This window comes from Pseudomonas sp. B14(2017) (assembly GCF_002113255.1).
Classification (GTDB): Bacteria; Pseudomonadota; Gammaproteobacteria; order Pseudomonadales; family Pseudomonadaceae; genus Aquipseudomonas; species Aquipseudomonas putida_Z.
In genome coordinates this window covers 222892-236526 of sequence record NZ_NEJY01000003.1, presented here as the reverse complement: position 1 = coordinate 236526, position 13635 = coordinate 222892, and the positions used below count along the sequence as shown (strand labels likewise).

12 protein-coding genes are annotated in these 13635 nt (G+C 63.8%); all 12 read right to left on the bottom strand.

Annotated elements, in window-relative coordinates; all coding sequences use genetic code 11:
• Nucleotides 1–52: 52 nt before the first annotated feature.
• The 12 genes from CAG34_RS04475 to CAG34_RS04420 all read right to left on the bottom strand — a co-directional run bounded on the left by CAG34_RS04475 (nt 53) and on the right by CAG34_RS04420 (nt 13609).
• Nucleotides 53–658, bottom strand: a complete 606-nt coding sequence (locus CAG34_RS04475; RefSeq protein ID WP_085588284.1) for a c-type cytochrome — start codon at nt 656–658, stop codon at nt 53–55.
• A gap of 14 nt (nt 659–672) precedes the next feature.
• Nucleotides 673–1095 carry a hypothetical protein gene (locus CAG34_RS04470; RefSeq protein WP_085588282.1) on the bottom strand — a complete coding sequence of 141 codons (423 nt, stop codon included), beginning with the start codon at nt 1093–1095 and terminating at the stop codon, nt 673–675.
• Nucleotides 1096–1097: 2 nt separating this feature from the next.
• Entirely contained in the window at nt 1098–1616 is a 519-nt protein-coding gene (locus CAG34_RS04465) for a methylamine dehydrogenase light chain (protein ID WP_371858034.1), read from the bottom strand.
• A gap of 2 nt (nt 1617–1618) precedes the next feature.
• Nucleotides 1619–2215, bottom strand: a complete 597-nt coding sequence (locus CAG34_RS04460; protein ID WP_256573521.1) for a redoxin domain-containing protein — start codon at nt 2213–2215, stop codon at nt 1619–1621.
• Nucleotides 2212–2766, bottom strand: coding sequence for a MauE/DoxX family redox-associated membrane protein (locus CAG34_RS04455; protein WP_085588279.1), 555 nt, complete (start codon nt 2764–2766; stop codon nt 2212–2214). The genes CAG34_RS04460 and CAG34_RS04455 overlap by 4 nt, the downstream gene beginning before the upstream one ends.
• Nucleotides 2760–3980: an amine dehydrogenase large subunit gene (locus CAG34_RS04450; protein WP_256573520.1), complete on the bottom strand. Its 1221-nt coding sequence runs from the start codon at nt 3978–3980 to the stop codon at nt 2760–2762. Before CAG34_RS04450 ends, CAG34_RS04455 begins: the two co-directional genes overlap by 7 nt.
• A 37-nt stretch (nt 3981–4017) precedes the next feature.
• Complete coding sequence (locus tag CAG34_RS04445; RefSeq protein ID WP_085588277.1) at nt 4018–4995, bottom strand: YCF48-related protein; 978 nt, start codon at nt 4993–4995, stop codon at nt 4018–4020.
• Between the two features lie 13 nt (nt 4996–5008).
• A complete protein-coding gene (locus CAG34_RS04440; RefSeq protein WP_085588275.1) occupies nt 5009–7369 on the bottom strand; it encodes an RND family transporter in 2361 nt (786 codons plus the stop codon).
• 45 nt (nt 7370–7414) lie between these two features.
• Entirely contained in the window at nt 7415–9241 is a 1827-nt protein-coding gene (locus CAG34_RS04435) for a DUF1302 domain-containing protein (RefSeq protein ID WP_085588273.1), read from the bottom strand.
• An 18-nt stretch (nt 9242–9259) separates the two neighbouring features.
• Nucleotides 9260–10597: a DUF1329 domain-containing protein gene (locus CAG34_RS04430; RefSeq protein ID WP_085588271.1), complete on the bottom strand. Its 1338-nt coding sequence runs from the start codon at nt 10595–10597 to the stop codon at nt 9260–9262.
• 192 nt (nt 10598–10789) lie between these two features.
• Nucleotides 10790–12148: an FAD-binding oxidoreductase gene (locus CAG34_RS04425; RefSeq protein ID WP_085588269.1), complete on the bottom strand. Its 1359-nt coding sequence runs from the start codon at nt 12146–12148 to the stop codon at nt 10790–10792.
• Nucleotides 12149–12178: 30 nt separating this feature from the next.
• On the bottom strand, nt 12179–13609 hold the full coding sequence (locus CAG34_RS04420; protein WP_085588267.1) for a coniferyl aldehyde dehydrogenase: 1431 nt from the start codon (nt 13607–13609) through the stop codon (nt 12179–12181).
• Nucleotides 13610–13635: the final 26 nt, after the last annotated feature.

Here is a 13635-nt window from a genome sequence, read left to right as displayed (position 1 = left end):
GAAATCACCATTACTGTTGGTCAAGAATCCGAAGGTGCCGGGCAGCCATGAGTCATGGCCCGGCAATGTAATCGAGCAATACCTTTCTTTGCTGATCGTCATGCAGTTGCAAGGCGATTCCTCGCATCCAGACCGCCAGCTCGCTGGCATGCTGTTCGCTGCCACGTAGCCCGTCGCTGAACGATTGCAACTGTCGGTCGAGATAGGCTCGGTCGAGCACACGCAGGTTGGGCGTTTTCAGGTGCGCAAAGCCCTGCCCCTGCGGCCCGTGGCATGCGGCACAGGTGTGTTGGTAAAGCGCTTGCCCCTCGCCGTTGGAGGCCGTCGGCGCAGTTGCAGGCTCGGCGCCAAGGGCAGCGAAATAGCGCGCCAACGGTTCCTGGTCACCTTCCGCCACATTGGCCGCGATGGCGCGCATCTGTGCGCCATGGCCATCCCGCGGGTCGTAGCCTCTGCGCCCTGCCTTGAAATCGCGTAATTGCGTGAGCAGGTAATCAACCTGCTGCCCAGCCAGGCGTGGTGCGCCCAGTGTCGGGTTGCCCTGGCCCTCGGCGCCATGGCAGGCCACGCAGGTGGCGGCCTGGGGCGGTGGTGTAGCAGCGTGTGCCTGCAACGTGACGGCAAATACCAGCAGGCTGGCACAAAGACTTGGCTTCATCGGTAGGGGTGCTCTCAATGTCGTTCTCGTTCGGCGATACGCTGTAGCAGCCGGTTGCGGGTAGTCTCGACATCCGCAGGCACTGCCCCACGCCACTGCTGTATTTCATCGCCGGTATAGGGTTTGAAGTCCGGGGGTAGATGGCCGGCATCGAAACGCGCCAGCATCCAGTTGAGGACTCCGGCCAGGGCATCGTCCGACAGCCCCGACAATGCCGAACCCGGCACCTGCACCAGATATTCGCGGCCGCCGGGTATCCAGAGGAACTTGCCCAACTGGCCGGTAAAGGCCGGCACGCTTCGCTGCGGGTTACCGCTGCCATCGGGCAAGTGGCAGCCCTGGCAATTGAGCATGTAATCGAACTGACGTGGCTCTGTGGCCGATACCTGGGCCGACAGCGCTGCCAGCAACAGCATCCATGACAGTCGCCCGACCATGGTCACTCCTTGACCCCGATCACTACCGACAGCGAGCAGTGGTATGGCATGTCCGCCTGGCTGCCGGAACACCAGTTGAGGTCGTTGGAACTCTGCGGGCGATATAGCGGCGTATCACCTTGGTCACGCTGGCACACGCAACGTCCGCAGTTGCTCTTGCCACAGCAATCGTTGTACGAGATCACGTAGTCCTTGCCATCGGTGGGGTTGCGGCAGGTGCCGATCCAGGTGATGTCCGAGCGCACGGTGCCCGGCGGGCAACTGCTGGAAGTACCGCCGCAGCAGCCGCAGAGAAAACCGTCGATGGCACAGTGGCGCCAGTATTCGCAGCTGTTCGGGTCACCCGACTCCTGCAGCCCGGCACTGGACTGGGCGAACGCGCCGCCGCGGAACACAGGCAACAGGGTCGTTGCCCCGGCACCGACCAGCAAGGTACCCAGCCCACCAAGAAAGCCCCGGCGCGAAGTGCCACGGGCGACGCGGCGGGTCAACAGTTGGGTGGCTTCGTCGAACCATTTGATGGTCATGCGTGGTACCCCTGCTGCGCGGCTTTGTACGCCTGGACCGTGGCATGCCCCAGGCGCCGTGCTTCCAACAGGCTTTCCAGGTGCTCACGGGTGTTGACCAAGCCATGGCTGGCGACCGTGCCGTGCTCGTCGATGAGCACGGCATAAGGCAGTTTGCTGATCTGGTAGGCCAGGCCCACCTCCCGCGACAGCAGGTAGGGGTATGCCTGCAAACCTTGGGCGGCAATGAAGGCCAGGTGCTCGTCAGGTTCACCATCACTGGCCAGCACGATGTGCAGGCGCTCCTGGCGACGCAGCGCATCGAGCACCGGCAACAGCGTCTTGCACACCGGACATGTCTCGGACAGGAAGAACAGCAAGGTGGCCTGCCCGCTCACACCGCCCAGGCTCACCGAGCCACCGGTCAGGCTCGCCAGCGTGAATACCGGCGCCGCGTCACCGGCCTTGATCGCCTTGCCCAGCGACAGTGCGCCTACCGGCTGGATACGCTCGTGCAGCAGCCCGACCTGACGCGCCAGGGCCCACACGGCGAGGATCAGCATCAGGGTGATCGCCCAGGACAGCAGGCTGGAAATGATCAAAGCATGGGTCATGGACGTTGCCTCAGGGATGCGCGGTTGGAGATCAGCAGGTTCGCCAGCAGGTACACAGCGGCAGCGCTGACAAAGACGAACACCAGGGTGAAGCCGTCCAGCCAGGTCAGCTGACGCTCGGCCATCGGTGCCAGCAGGTTGCAGGCGAGCAGCGCCAGCAGCAGGTTGCGCCATGCCACTGCCGGCGCTGGAGGCTGAGGACGGCCACCGAAATGGCAGCCACAGTCCTCGATGGCAGAGCCTCGGCGCACGGCCAGGGCCAGTACGCCGGCATACAGCACCAGCAGACACACAGCCGGCAGCACCGCCCATGGCCACCACAGGCCCAGCAGCAGGCCAGCGGCGCCCAGCACCTCAAGCATCGGCAGCGCATACGTCCAGACGGGCGCCGCGCACCATGCTCCCAACACCTGGGCATAGCGTTGCAGCACGTCGGCGAACGCTCGGGGTTCGTGCAGTTTGTGCAGTGCGGCGGCCCCCAGCAGCAAGCTCAGGGCGCCGACACTGGCGACATGCACCAAGGGGTCATGCAGCAGCTCGGCGATCACCATGGCGCCACCACATTAAGGAAGCCCAGGGGGATATCGCCGACGCTGCGCAAGTGCTCGCCGCTGTCGGCGTCGTACAGGTTCACCCCCTGGCGCAGTAGCGGGATCAGCCCGGCATCACCCTCGGTCAGATAGACCCACAGGGTGAACAGGCTCGGCATCGGCACCAGCCAGTCGAGGCTGTACAACCGTGGTTGCGCGCCCTGGCTGACGCTGATGGCGGTGCTCTGCTCCTTGAGCGGCAGGCGTGCAACACGCTTTTGCGTGGCCACATCGAACACCCACACCTCGGTGCCGGGCTTCTGGTAGTTCTCCGGCACATCTTTGTGCATCAACACATACAACCGCCCGCTCTGCTGGTGCAGGGCCAAACCGTGGTTACCGGCGATACCCCAACCGTCGGTGCGCTCCTGCTCGCTCAGCAGCGACCATTGCTTGATCGGCCGCACGCCGTCGGCGTTCATGCCAAGGGCATAGGCGCGGTTGTGTTGCGAGACGAAGTACCAGGTGTCGCCATCACGTACACCGGTGGTCAGCAGCAGATCCTGCAGCGGATCGAACGCAGGGGCGGTGCGCTCTTGCAAGGCCACTTGCCCCTGCTCGCCCAGGCGCAGGTGGAAGAAGCCGCCGTTGCCGCAGATCGCGTAGAAGTCCCGCGGGCCGGCAGGATAGATCGAAGCACACCCAGGGATCGGCACCTCGGTGACGAAACGGCTGTTTTCCAGGTCCACCACCGAAATCGACTGTGCGGGGGTGAAGTTGAGCACCAGCAGGAAGCGTTCGTCGTCGGACAGCACGCTCAGGCCCGTTGAAATCAGCGCGGTCATGCGTTTGGCCGGGATCGGGATCTCGCGCTTGGGGCTGAGGGTCTTGGCGTCGTAGACGGTGACCACGTCGGTGCGCTTGCCGCGCACGCCACGGCTGAAGTAGATCTCGGTGGCATACAGTTCGTCGCGGCTGCGTGCGAGTTGCAAACCATTGGACCAGATGCCGGTGCTCAACTGGCCCAGGTTGCGACCCTGATCGTTGAACAGGTAGGCGCGGCCATCGACCATGTTGGGGGCATTGCTGCCCCATATCCAGAACCAGTGCTGGTCACGGTGATCACCGAGCACTTCGACACGGGCCTGCTCCGGCACGAACCCGGCCAACGCCGACGATGCCGCGCCGAACAACGACAGACCACACAACAGATGACACAAGGAACGCTTGAACATAGGGGCTCCGCAACAGGCGATCGGCCTGGGCTTGAGTCTATCGAGGGGTATTTTCGGTGGATTGGCGCGTAGTGACAGTTGCCTTGGCATCCGGTGCCACACCCTCGATAACGCCGGCAGCGCCGAACAGCAGCAGGTGGCCGGATTGCGCGGCCAGGGCCGACAGGTTCAGGCGGTCTTCGCGCTGGGCGCTGGTGAAGTGCGTCACCTGCGAATCGGAAACCGCCGTCAGGCCCGCATTGCCCACGAGGGCCACGCGGCCATCGTCCAGCTGCGTCACAGAAGTGATCGCCTGCTGGCTGCCACTGTCGAGTGCCTGCCAGTGTCGGCCCAGGCTGTCGCCCAGCAGCACCCGCCCACTCATCCCTGCCAGCAGCACGCGGCCATCGCGCAGGCCGGTGCCGGCCCACAGTGAGCCACTGACACCCGTGTCCAGGGGCTGCCAGGACACCCCCTGGTCGGTGGAGCGGTAGGCATGGCCGGCCTCGCCGACGATGAACAGGCTGCCGTCGGTGGCCTGGAACACCTGATTGAGGTGGAAGTCGTCGCCCTCCTCCCCCACCTGCATCGGTAGCCAGTTGACGCCGCCATCGACCGTACGCGCCGCATAGCCATAGGCACCGACGACCATGCCGTGATGGGCATCGGTGAACACCACCGACAACAGCACCGGCTTGCCCTCCAGGCGTTGTTGCAACACCCAGTCCTGGCCACCATCGACGCTACGCAGCAGCACTCCGCCATGCCCCACCGCCCAGCCTTGACGATCGTCGATGAAACTGACCGCGGTCAGCAGCACATCCACCGGTACGCTGCGCGCCTGGCGCCATTGCTGGCCATCACCGGACAACGCCACCACACCGTGGTCACCCACCGCAACCACCCCGACACCGGTCCGGGCCACCGCCACCAATGGCGCGTGGCGCACATCGTTCAGGGCAATGGCCGGCGCCGCCCATGTCTGTCCTGCGTACATCAGCCCCAGCAACCAGGGCAGCAATCGAACGGTCTTCATCAGTCAGCCCTTCTCAATGAGCGGCCAGGGGTGCGCGAACCGGCCCCCGTCGCGGAACCAGCACTTCCAGCACCACCGCCAGGGCCGGCAGCAGGGTCACGGCCATGAGCATGTTGGCCATGAACATGAAGGTCAGCAGCAGACCCATGTCGGCCTGGAACTTCAGCGCCGAGAATGACCAGGTGGCCACCCCCACCGACAAGGTCAGCGCAGTGAACACTGTGGCCACACCCACCTCGCGCAGGGCCTGCTGGAACGCGGCGACGATGTCGCGCCCCGCGGCCAGGTGCAGTTGCAGGCGGTTGTAGATGTAGAAGGCGTAATCCACCCCCACGCCCACCGCGAGCACCATCACTGGCAAGGTGGCCACAGTCAGGCCGATGTCGAGGGCCTTCATGAACCAGTAGCCGAGGAAGGTCGCCAGGGTCAGCGGCAGGCAGCAGGCGAGCATGGCTCGCCAGTCGCGGTACACCAGCCCAACCAGCAAGACGATGGTCAGGTAGACGTAGAGCATCATCGGCAGTTCGGAACTCTCCACCACTGCATTGGTGGCCGCCTGCACCCCGGCACTGCCGCTGGCCAGGCGCACGTCCACTCCGGGCAGGACATGACGCTCGCGGTACCGCTCGACGGCCGCGGTCACCTGCTTGAGGGTGCTGGCCTTGTGGTCGGCCAGGTACAGGTTGACCGGCAGCACGGTGCAGTCGGCATCGAACAGGCGCAATGCTTCGGGCACCTGGCGCACGGTTTCGCCCAGGGACAGTTCGTCGAACGGCAGCGCCGCCCATTTCGGATTGCCTTCATTGACCCCGGAGGCTGCCAGCTTGGCCATGGCTGGCAACGACTGCGCCGACAGCACGCCGGGCAAGGTGCCCAGGTACCAGGTGAGACGGTCGACATAGGCCATCATGTCATGCCGGTAGCAACCGCCAGCCGGGGTCTGCACGGCCACGGTGAACAGGTCCAGCCCCAGGGCGAAATGGCTGACCACCTGCTCCACGTCCTGGTTGTAACGCGAGTTGGCGTGCAGCTCGGGTGCCCCCGGCAGCACATGGCCAATGTGCCGGCCTTGGCTCTGCCATACCGCCAGCGCCATCAGGCCGAAGCCCAGCGCAGTCACCAGCACTGCGTTGCGTGGCTCGGCAATGCGCCCGAGGCCGGTCATCAGCCCCTCGCGGCGCGCCCGCAGGCGCTCCACCTTGGCCACGTAGTGCCGGTCGAAACGGCAGTAGCTGGCCAGCAGCGGCAACATCACCAGGTTGGTGACGATCTTGTAGGCCACCCCCACCGAAGCGGTGATAGCCAGTTCACGAATCATCGGTATCGGCACCAGCACCAGGGTGGCGAAGCCGACGAAAGCAGTGATCAGGGCCAGGGTGCCCGGGATCATCAAGCCGACGAAACTGCGCCGGGCGGCGGTCATGCCATCGGCACCGGCGCAGACCTCCTTGGCGATGAAGTTGACCTGCTGCACGCCGTGGGACACACCGATGGCGAACACCAGGAACGGCACCAGGATTGCCAGCGGGTCGAGGCCGAAGCCCAGCAGCGTCAGGGTGCCGAACTGCCACACCACCGACACCAGCGAGCACACCAGCGGCAGCACGGTCAGCCGCCAGGAGCGGGTATACCAGTAGACGGCCAGTGCCGTGAGCACGAAGGCCAGGGCGAAGAACTCGACCACGCTGCGGGCGCCGCTGCCGATATCGCCCATTTGCTTGGCGAAGCCGATGATCTGCACATCAAAGTCAGCGTCGGCGTATTGCGCCCTCACCTGCTCTTCGAGCTGGCGGCTGAAGGCCAGGTAGTCCAGGCGCTTGCCCGTCACCGGGTCCGGGTCGGCCAGCTCCGCTACCACCATCGCCCCGCGCTGGTCGTTGGCTACCAGGCTGCCGACGAAACCACCGGCCAAGGTGCGCTCGCGGATGCCGGCGATGGCCCGGGCATCGAGGTTGCCGACAGTGACGTCGCCGCCGACCACGTCCTCGGCCTTCATGCCCTCCTCGGTGATCTGCACTGCACGGGTGTTCGGCGTCCACAGCGAAGTGACGCTGCGCCGGTCGACGCCGGGCAGGAAGAACAGCGTCTGGGTCAGGTCATGCAGGCGGGTCAGTGCCGCCTTGTTCCAGATATCGCCATGGTTCGCCCGCAGCACCACGATGACCCGATTGGCACCGAACAGCACGTCCCGGTACTGGTTGAACGTCTTGATATAGGGGTGTTGCTGGGGCAGTTGTTTGTCGAAGCCCGCCGACATCTCCAGACGCGCGGCGAACAGGCCCATCACCAGGGTAACCACGGCCAGCAGGCCGAGGGTCGCCAGGCGATGGCGAAAGACCAGGCGCTCGAGCGCCGAGACCAGATAAGCCAGCATGAAAAGCCTCCCCGCCACGCGCCTTGCCAGCGCTTGGCGGCCGGATCAGAAGGAGTAGGAAATGTTGCCGCTGATGAAGTCGCGGTCGGCCATCAGGTTGTTGTCGCCCCCGCCCCAGTAGCGCACCCACTGCAGGCCGCCTTTCCAGCTGTCGCGGTAGTTGAACAGCAACGAGCTGGTCAGCGACTTGCGCCCCTCGACGAAGGGCATGGCGTTGGGCGTGGTGCCCTTGACGTCGTGGCTGAAGTCCAGCTGTGGCGTGACGGTCACGCCACTGCCGAACAGGTTCGGGTAGTTGACGCCGAACTCAGTCACGTAGCCCCAGGAGGTGCGGTCGGGCAGCGAGTAGTCCGGCAGTACGTAGGGCACCCGCCCCGAGTCATCCAGCCCCGGATAGCGAGTGACCGCCACCTCCGCCAGCAGGAAGCCATCGGACGCACCCAGGGCACTGGGGATGAAGCCCAAAGGGTCGTTGGCCGAAAAGGTGTAGGTGGCGTTGACGTCAGCCTGCCACTTGCGTTCCTCGACAAAGCCCTTGCTCACCCCAGTGTCGAACACGCTGTAACGGTTGAAACTGCCAGTGAAGGCCTGCCCGAACGCTACCGTAGGGTCTATTGCCACGCTATCCCGGGGCCGGAACGACAGCTCGCCGGCCACGGCCACAGGACCGACCAGGGTGCTCATCGACAGGCCGAACAGGTCTTTGTCCTCGCCATAGTTGATGAAATAGTCGTCCACGACCAAGGCGTCAGGATTGCTCCGTGCCGTATAGCCGACAAAGGGCAGCTTGTCGTGATAGCGCTGATAGAACAGGCCGAACTCGGTGTTTATCGACTCGGCCATCCAGCGCAGCGCCAGGCCGTACTGCCCGCCGTTGCTGGCCTTGCGCTCGCCGCCATACGGCACCGCCAGGCCGCTGGCCACCAGTTGATCGTGGCTCAGGCCACTGGTCAGCGGGTCACCGCAACGGCCAGTCGGTGTACCGACGCAGGTGCCGGGCTGCAGGCCCTCGACGAAGCTTGTCGGGTAATGGATCGCCCTGCGCCCTTCACCGACGATGTCGACGGTGGAGAAATAAGTGCCTACCGGGTCGACATCGTAGGCATTCCACTTGAACTGGTAGTAGCCCTCCAGGCTCAGGGTGTCGGTCATGCCCAGGCTGAACGAAGCCATGGGCGCGGGGATGAACACCTCTTTGAGCTGGGTGCCCGGGGTATGGTACTTGGGCAGGCTCAACGCGTTTATCTGGTTGATGCCACCACTGATGAACATCTCCGCGCCCCAGCTGATCACCTGGTTGCCAACCTTGATCTTGGCCGGCATCTCACCAATGTCGAAGCTTTTCGCCAACCACAGGTCGAGCAAGTCGAAGCGTTTGGTGGCGTCGCGTCGAGCCGCACCTTGCAGGTCGGTGCGCCGGGTATCGTCCATCTTGAAATCACGGGCCCAGGCAACCCGGCCCAGCGCGCTCCAGCCCTCGCCAAAGCGCAGGCTCAACTCATGGGTGCCCTTGATCACCTGAGAGAAGACATCGTGCTTGTGGTAGTTGAGGTTGCCATCGTCAGCGTTGCTGTAGTTGATGTCGGCATTGGCGTAGCCGTTGCCGCGCTCGAGGTTGTAGTAGCGGCCCAGCTCGTTGCCGGTGCCGGTATTGCAACCGCCGTTGTCGTTACCCAGCATATGGCAGTCGGGGGCCTGCAGGCGGCTGGCGAAACCGTAGGACAGGGACGAGTCGAAACTGCCCGACAGGCCCCCCTCGCTACCGAAGGTAAAGGCCTGGCAAGGCTGGGTGCCAAGCAATCCGAATGCCGCCAGGGCCAGCGCCGGGCACGGTGCGGCCTTCGCCCATGCCCGCGAAGGGAGTTTGTTCATGCTGTGGTCTCCGGAGGATTAACGCTCGCCGCGACGGCGCAGTTCGTTGGCGTTGAACAGCTTGTCGCCAACCCGGCCTTGCAGGCCGGCGGTCAGGTCCAAGGCAGCCCCCTCCTGGGTGAAGCCATCGGCGATGTAACGCCGGGCGATCAGGTCATAGCTGACGTACTCGAAGCTGGTGCAGGCCTGGATCTCGGGGTCGGCCCACAAGCTGCCCTCCTGTACCCGCCACAGGTTGCCCTTGGCGTCGTACATGTCCACATGCAGGAGGCTCCAGCTGTCCTCGTCGAAGTAGAACACGCGCTTGGCGAACGAGTGGCGCTTGTCAGCCTTGACCGTGGCTTCGACCACCCACACGCGGTGCTTTTCGTAGCGCTGCGCGTCGCGGTCCAGGTAATGCTCGCCGATCAGCTTGTCGTAGGTGTTGCTCTTGTCCACCAGGCGGTAGGAGTTGTACGGCACCACCATCTCGCGCTTGCCCAGCAGCTTGAAGTCGTAGCGGTCCAGGGCACCGGTGAACATGTTGATCTGGTCGACGAAGTACAGGTTGTCGGAGCCGGCGATCGGGTTGTCGTAAGCGAAGGTTGGCGCCTGGCGCACGCGGCGCTGGCCTGGGAAGTAGATCCAGGCGTTCTGTGGCTGGTCGAGACGGGCGTGCACCAGGTACATTTCACCCGCGCGCGAAGATGGCGACTGGATGTCGTAGAGCAGCTTGGCCTCGATGTCGTCGGTGTCCGCGGGTGCCTTTACCGCGGGATCATTGTAGGGGTAGTACTCGCTGGCCCATTGACGGACCTCGGTGAGCCCGCCGCCGGCCTCACGGCGCAGGAACGAGATCTGCGCCTTGCGGCCCTTGGCCATGTAGCGCAGCTTGTAGTTCCACAGTACCTCGATGCCGCTTTTCGGTTGCGGGAACGGTACTGCGGCGCCGGCTGCATGCTCCAGGCGCCAGCCGTCGGCGCCAATGCTCGCCTGGCCGGCGAAGTCCTGAGTACGCTTGGCCACCTCGGCGGGGATCGCGCAGCTGCGGTGCGTCGGGTATACGTCCAGGCGGTAGCCCGGGTAGGCCTTGATCAGCGCCACCTGCCCTTCCGGCAACTGTGCCTGGTACTGAGCGACGTTGCTGGCATCGATCGAATACAGGCGCTTGTCACCGGCATACGGGTCGCCATGGCCCGGCGACCAGCCGGCCGGCGCCTGGGTCAGGCCGCCGCTCCATGCGGGTATGCTGCCATCGGCGTTCCCGGCCTTTTCGGCGCCAGTGGGGGTAAGGTCGGCAAATGCCGTGAACGGAATGGTGGTACCGAGCAGCGCCAACAGCGCGCCGCCCAACAGGGACAGGGGGCGTGGTTTCATGAACTTTTCCTTGCGTGGTTCTTGTGGTTATCGAAAGGCAGTTCGCAGCAAACAGAGGGGGTAAAAAGGGGCTGCCGAGGAACAGCCCAAGGTCGATTCCGACTCTGTGAGATAGACAGTATTCAAAGCTGCAGGCCGAGGATTGGCAGGATGCGTCAGGATGTTTGTCATCCGGTGCCATGCCGCGCAGGCTCACGCCTTGAGGCTACGCTCCTCCCACCAATCCCAGGCCCGCAGCATCCTTCGCGCAGTACGCCCGGCCCAGCACGACAGGGTGTTGCCCGGCATCGGGATGATTTTGCGGTTCACGATCCAGAAATCGGTCAGCTCGCTCTTGTGCCCCTGCAGCAGATCGGCAATCGTCCGGCCATTGAGGTGACTCAATGCGACACCATGGCCGAAGCAGCCCCCGGCATAGATCATGCGTTCATCACCGATGAAACTGACCTCAGGCACCATGTCGGCGTTGACTGAAACCGGCCCACCCCAGCGATAGGCGACCCGAACATCACGCAACTGCGGATAGATCCATTTCAGGTGGGCCTCGCAATGCTCCCAGGCGGCCGTGGACGGGCGCTCCTGCATGGCACTGCCGGAATAGGCCTGTACATCGCCACCGCCCATGACAATGCGACCGTCGACCGTGGGGCGGAAGTAATGCAGCATCTGCCGGTTATCACCGAACGCTTCCCTGCCTTGCCACCCCAGGCGCTGCCACATATCGTCGCTCAAAGGCTCGGTGACAATCTGGTAGGTCCACAACGGCAACTGCCGCCAGCGCAAGCTGCGAGGCCCGGGAGCATCCTGTGCGTAGGCATTGGTAGCAATGACCACCTTGTCGGCGGTTACCCTTGCCGAGGGGGTATTCAACACAACTGCGCCGCCACTGTTGTCGATATCCAGCACCGGTGTGGACTCGTGAATGCGAACCCCGGCCGCCGCTGCCAGTTTCTTCAGGCCACGCACCTGCTTGCACGGGTTCAGGTAACCCGTGTCGGCCTCCCGAATCCCTCCAAGCAGATGTGGCGAGTCGTTGCGTTGACGCAATTGGGCCTGACTCTGCCACTGCATGTCCGCTGCCAGCCCCAGTGACTCATACAACTCCAGGGTCTTGCCCAAACGTGCCAATTGCGCAGAGGAGTAACTGACTCGCATCAGGCCCGCATGCCGGTAGTCACAATCAATCCCATGCGTTTCGATCAGCTCGCGGGTGTGCGTCACCGCCTTCTCCAGGTAGTGATGGGCGTCGATCATCCTCTGCTTGCCCCAGCGCAGTACCACCAACTCAGGTTCCAGCCCGAACAGCTTGGTACTGAAGCCAGCGTTACGCCCACTGGCGCCGAAACCGATCAGCGCTGCCTCGAGCACCAGTACCCGTGCCCCGGGGTTGTCGCGCTTGAATTGCCAGGCCGCGTTCAGCCCGGTAAAGCCACCGCCGATCACTGCAACATCGACACGCAGGTCCTCGCTCAGGGGTGCGTCAGGTGAATAGGCTCCATAGGCGTGCTGCCAGAAGGAGCGGTGCTCATGCAATGCCTCGTTATCAGTCATGCCGGGTTCTCGCATTGGATAGGGTTGAGATCAGCGGCCGAGCATCAGCCGAATCAAACGCTCGAAGGTTTTGCCATAGGGTGGGTACAGCAGAGGGAAAGCCGGCCAGGCGAATTGCTGGAACACCGGACGCAGCTTGGAGAACTCAAGAAAGCCTTCGTAACCGTGGTAATGCCCCATGCCGCTGGCTCCCACACCGCCGAACGGAAGATCATGCTGGGCCACGTGCAGTCCGCAGTCGTTCAGCGCCACCCCTCCAGAGCGGGTCTGGGCGATGACCCGTTCCTGCAACGCCCGTTGGTGGGTGAAGAGATAAAGTGCCAGCGGGTGGTCGCGGTCGTTGATGTATTCCAGCGCCTCGTCGATGCAGCGATAGGTCTTCACTGGCAGGATCGGTCCGAAGATCTCCTCCTGCATGAGCAGCATCGAATCGCACACGTCGACCACCAGCACCGGCGCAATCTTTCGTGAGGCTGGATCACTGAGCTTGCCCCGCAACAGCTCGATCACCCTGCCCCCCTTGCCCCGTGCATCGTCCAGATACCCCAGCAGACGCTCGAACGAGGCACCATCCACGATCGAGGTGTAGTCCTTTGAATCCAGCGTCGGATAACGTGCCGGAACGATGCCCCTGCACTGCTCGACGAAGGCTTCGAGCCTGCTTTCATGTATCACCAGGTAGTCAGGCGCAACGCACGTTTGCCCCGCATTCACCGTTTTCATTTGCAGAATTCGGCTGGCTGCGGTCTTCAGATCGAAATCGTCGGCGATGATTACCGGAGACTTGCCACCCAACTCCAGGGTTACCGGCGTCAGGTTGCTGGCAGCCGCTTTCATCACCTGGCGACCTGTATCTGCAGAACCGGTGAAGATCAGGTGATCGAAAGGCAGGCCAGAGAAAACCGAACCGCTGACATTCGGCACAATGGCCAAGGTCCGCTCATCGAAGTAAGCGCCCACCAGGCGGTGCAGCAAAGCGCACAGATTCCGTGAGTTGGCAGCCATCTTCACCATGCAGCGGTTCCCCGCTGCCAGGGCACTGGTCACTGGCCCCATTACCAGGAAAAGGGGGTAGTTCCACGGTGCGACCACACCGACAACGCCCTTGGGCTGCGGTACTACACGATTACGTGCCCCCGGGAACCAGAACGAGCCTTTACGCCGCTGCGACCTGGCCCAGCGGCCCAACCTTCCATGGCAGTCGCGAATGCCGTCCACGCTGAGAAACAGCTCCAGCAGCAGCGTTTCCTGGTGGGCCCGGTTGCCAAAGTCCATGCTGATTGCCGCACAGATGGCTTCCTGATTGTCCAGCAGCAAGCGCTTCAGGCGCTGCAGATGCCGACGGCGTTCCTGCACTGTGGGTATGGGCTGCTCGCGCTGTGCGGCTCGCTGCAGCGAAAGAATGCGTAACGCCTCGGCTTCGCCACACTTGGCCGGGCTGGCGTTTACCGCTGTGTTCATCGTCGCTCTCCTGAAATGAAGTGGGC

What these genes read in the sequence shown, in the direction of transcription:
- CAG34_RS04475 (WP_085588284.1), bottom strand. Translation starts at nt 658, where the DNA reads ATGAAGCCAAGTCTTTGTGCCAGCCTGCTGGTATTTGCCGTCACGTTG.
- CAG34_RS04470 (WP_085588282.1), bottom strand. Translation starts at nt 1,095, where the DNA reads ATGGTCGGGCGACTGTCATGGATGCTGTTGCTGGCAGCGCTGTCGGCC.
- CAG34_RS04460 (WP_256573521.1), bottom strand. Translation starts at nt 2,215, where the DNA reads ATGACCCATGCTTTGATCATTTCCAGCCTGCTGTCCTGGGCGATCACC.
- CAG34_RS04455 (WP_085588279.1), bottom strand. Translation starts at nt 2,766, where the DNA reads ATGGTGATCGCCGAGCTGCTGCATGACCCCTTGGTGCATGTCGCCAGT.
- CAG34_RS04450 (WP_256573520.1), bottom strand. Translation starts at nt 3,980, where the DNA reads ATGTTCAAGCGTTCCTTGTGTCATCTGTTGTGTGGTCTGTCGTTGTTC.
- CAG34_RS04445 (WP_085588277.1), bottom strand. Translation starts at nt 4,995, where the DNA reads ATGAAGACCGTTCGATTGCTGCCCTGGTTGCTGGGGCTGATGTACGCA.
- CAG34_RS04440 (WP_085588275.1), bottom strand. Translation starts at nt 7,369, where the DNA reads ATGCTGGCTTATCTGGTCTCGGCGCTCGAGCGCCTGGTCTTTCGCCAT.
- CAG34_RS04435 (WP_085588273.1), bottom strand. Translation starts at nt 9,241, where the DNA reads ATGAACAAACTCCCTTCGCGGGCATGGGCGAAGGCCGCACCGTGCCCG.
- CAG34_RS04430 (WP_085588271.1), bottom strand. Translation starts at nt 10,597, where the DNA reads ATGAAACCACGCCCCCTGTCCCTGTTGGGCGGCGCGCTGTTGGCGCTG.
- CAG34_RS04425 (WP_085588269.1), bottom strand. Translation starts at nt 12,148, where the DNA reads ATGACTGATAACGAGGCATTGCATGAGCACCGCTCCTTCTGGCAGCAC.
- CAG34_RS04420 (WP_085588267.1), bottom strand. Translation starts at nt 13,609, where the DNA reads ATGAACACAGCGGTAAACGCCAGCCCGGCCAAGTGTGGCGAAGCCGAG.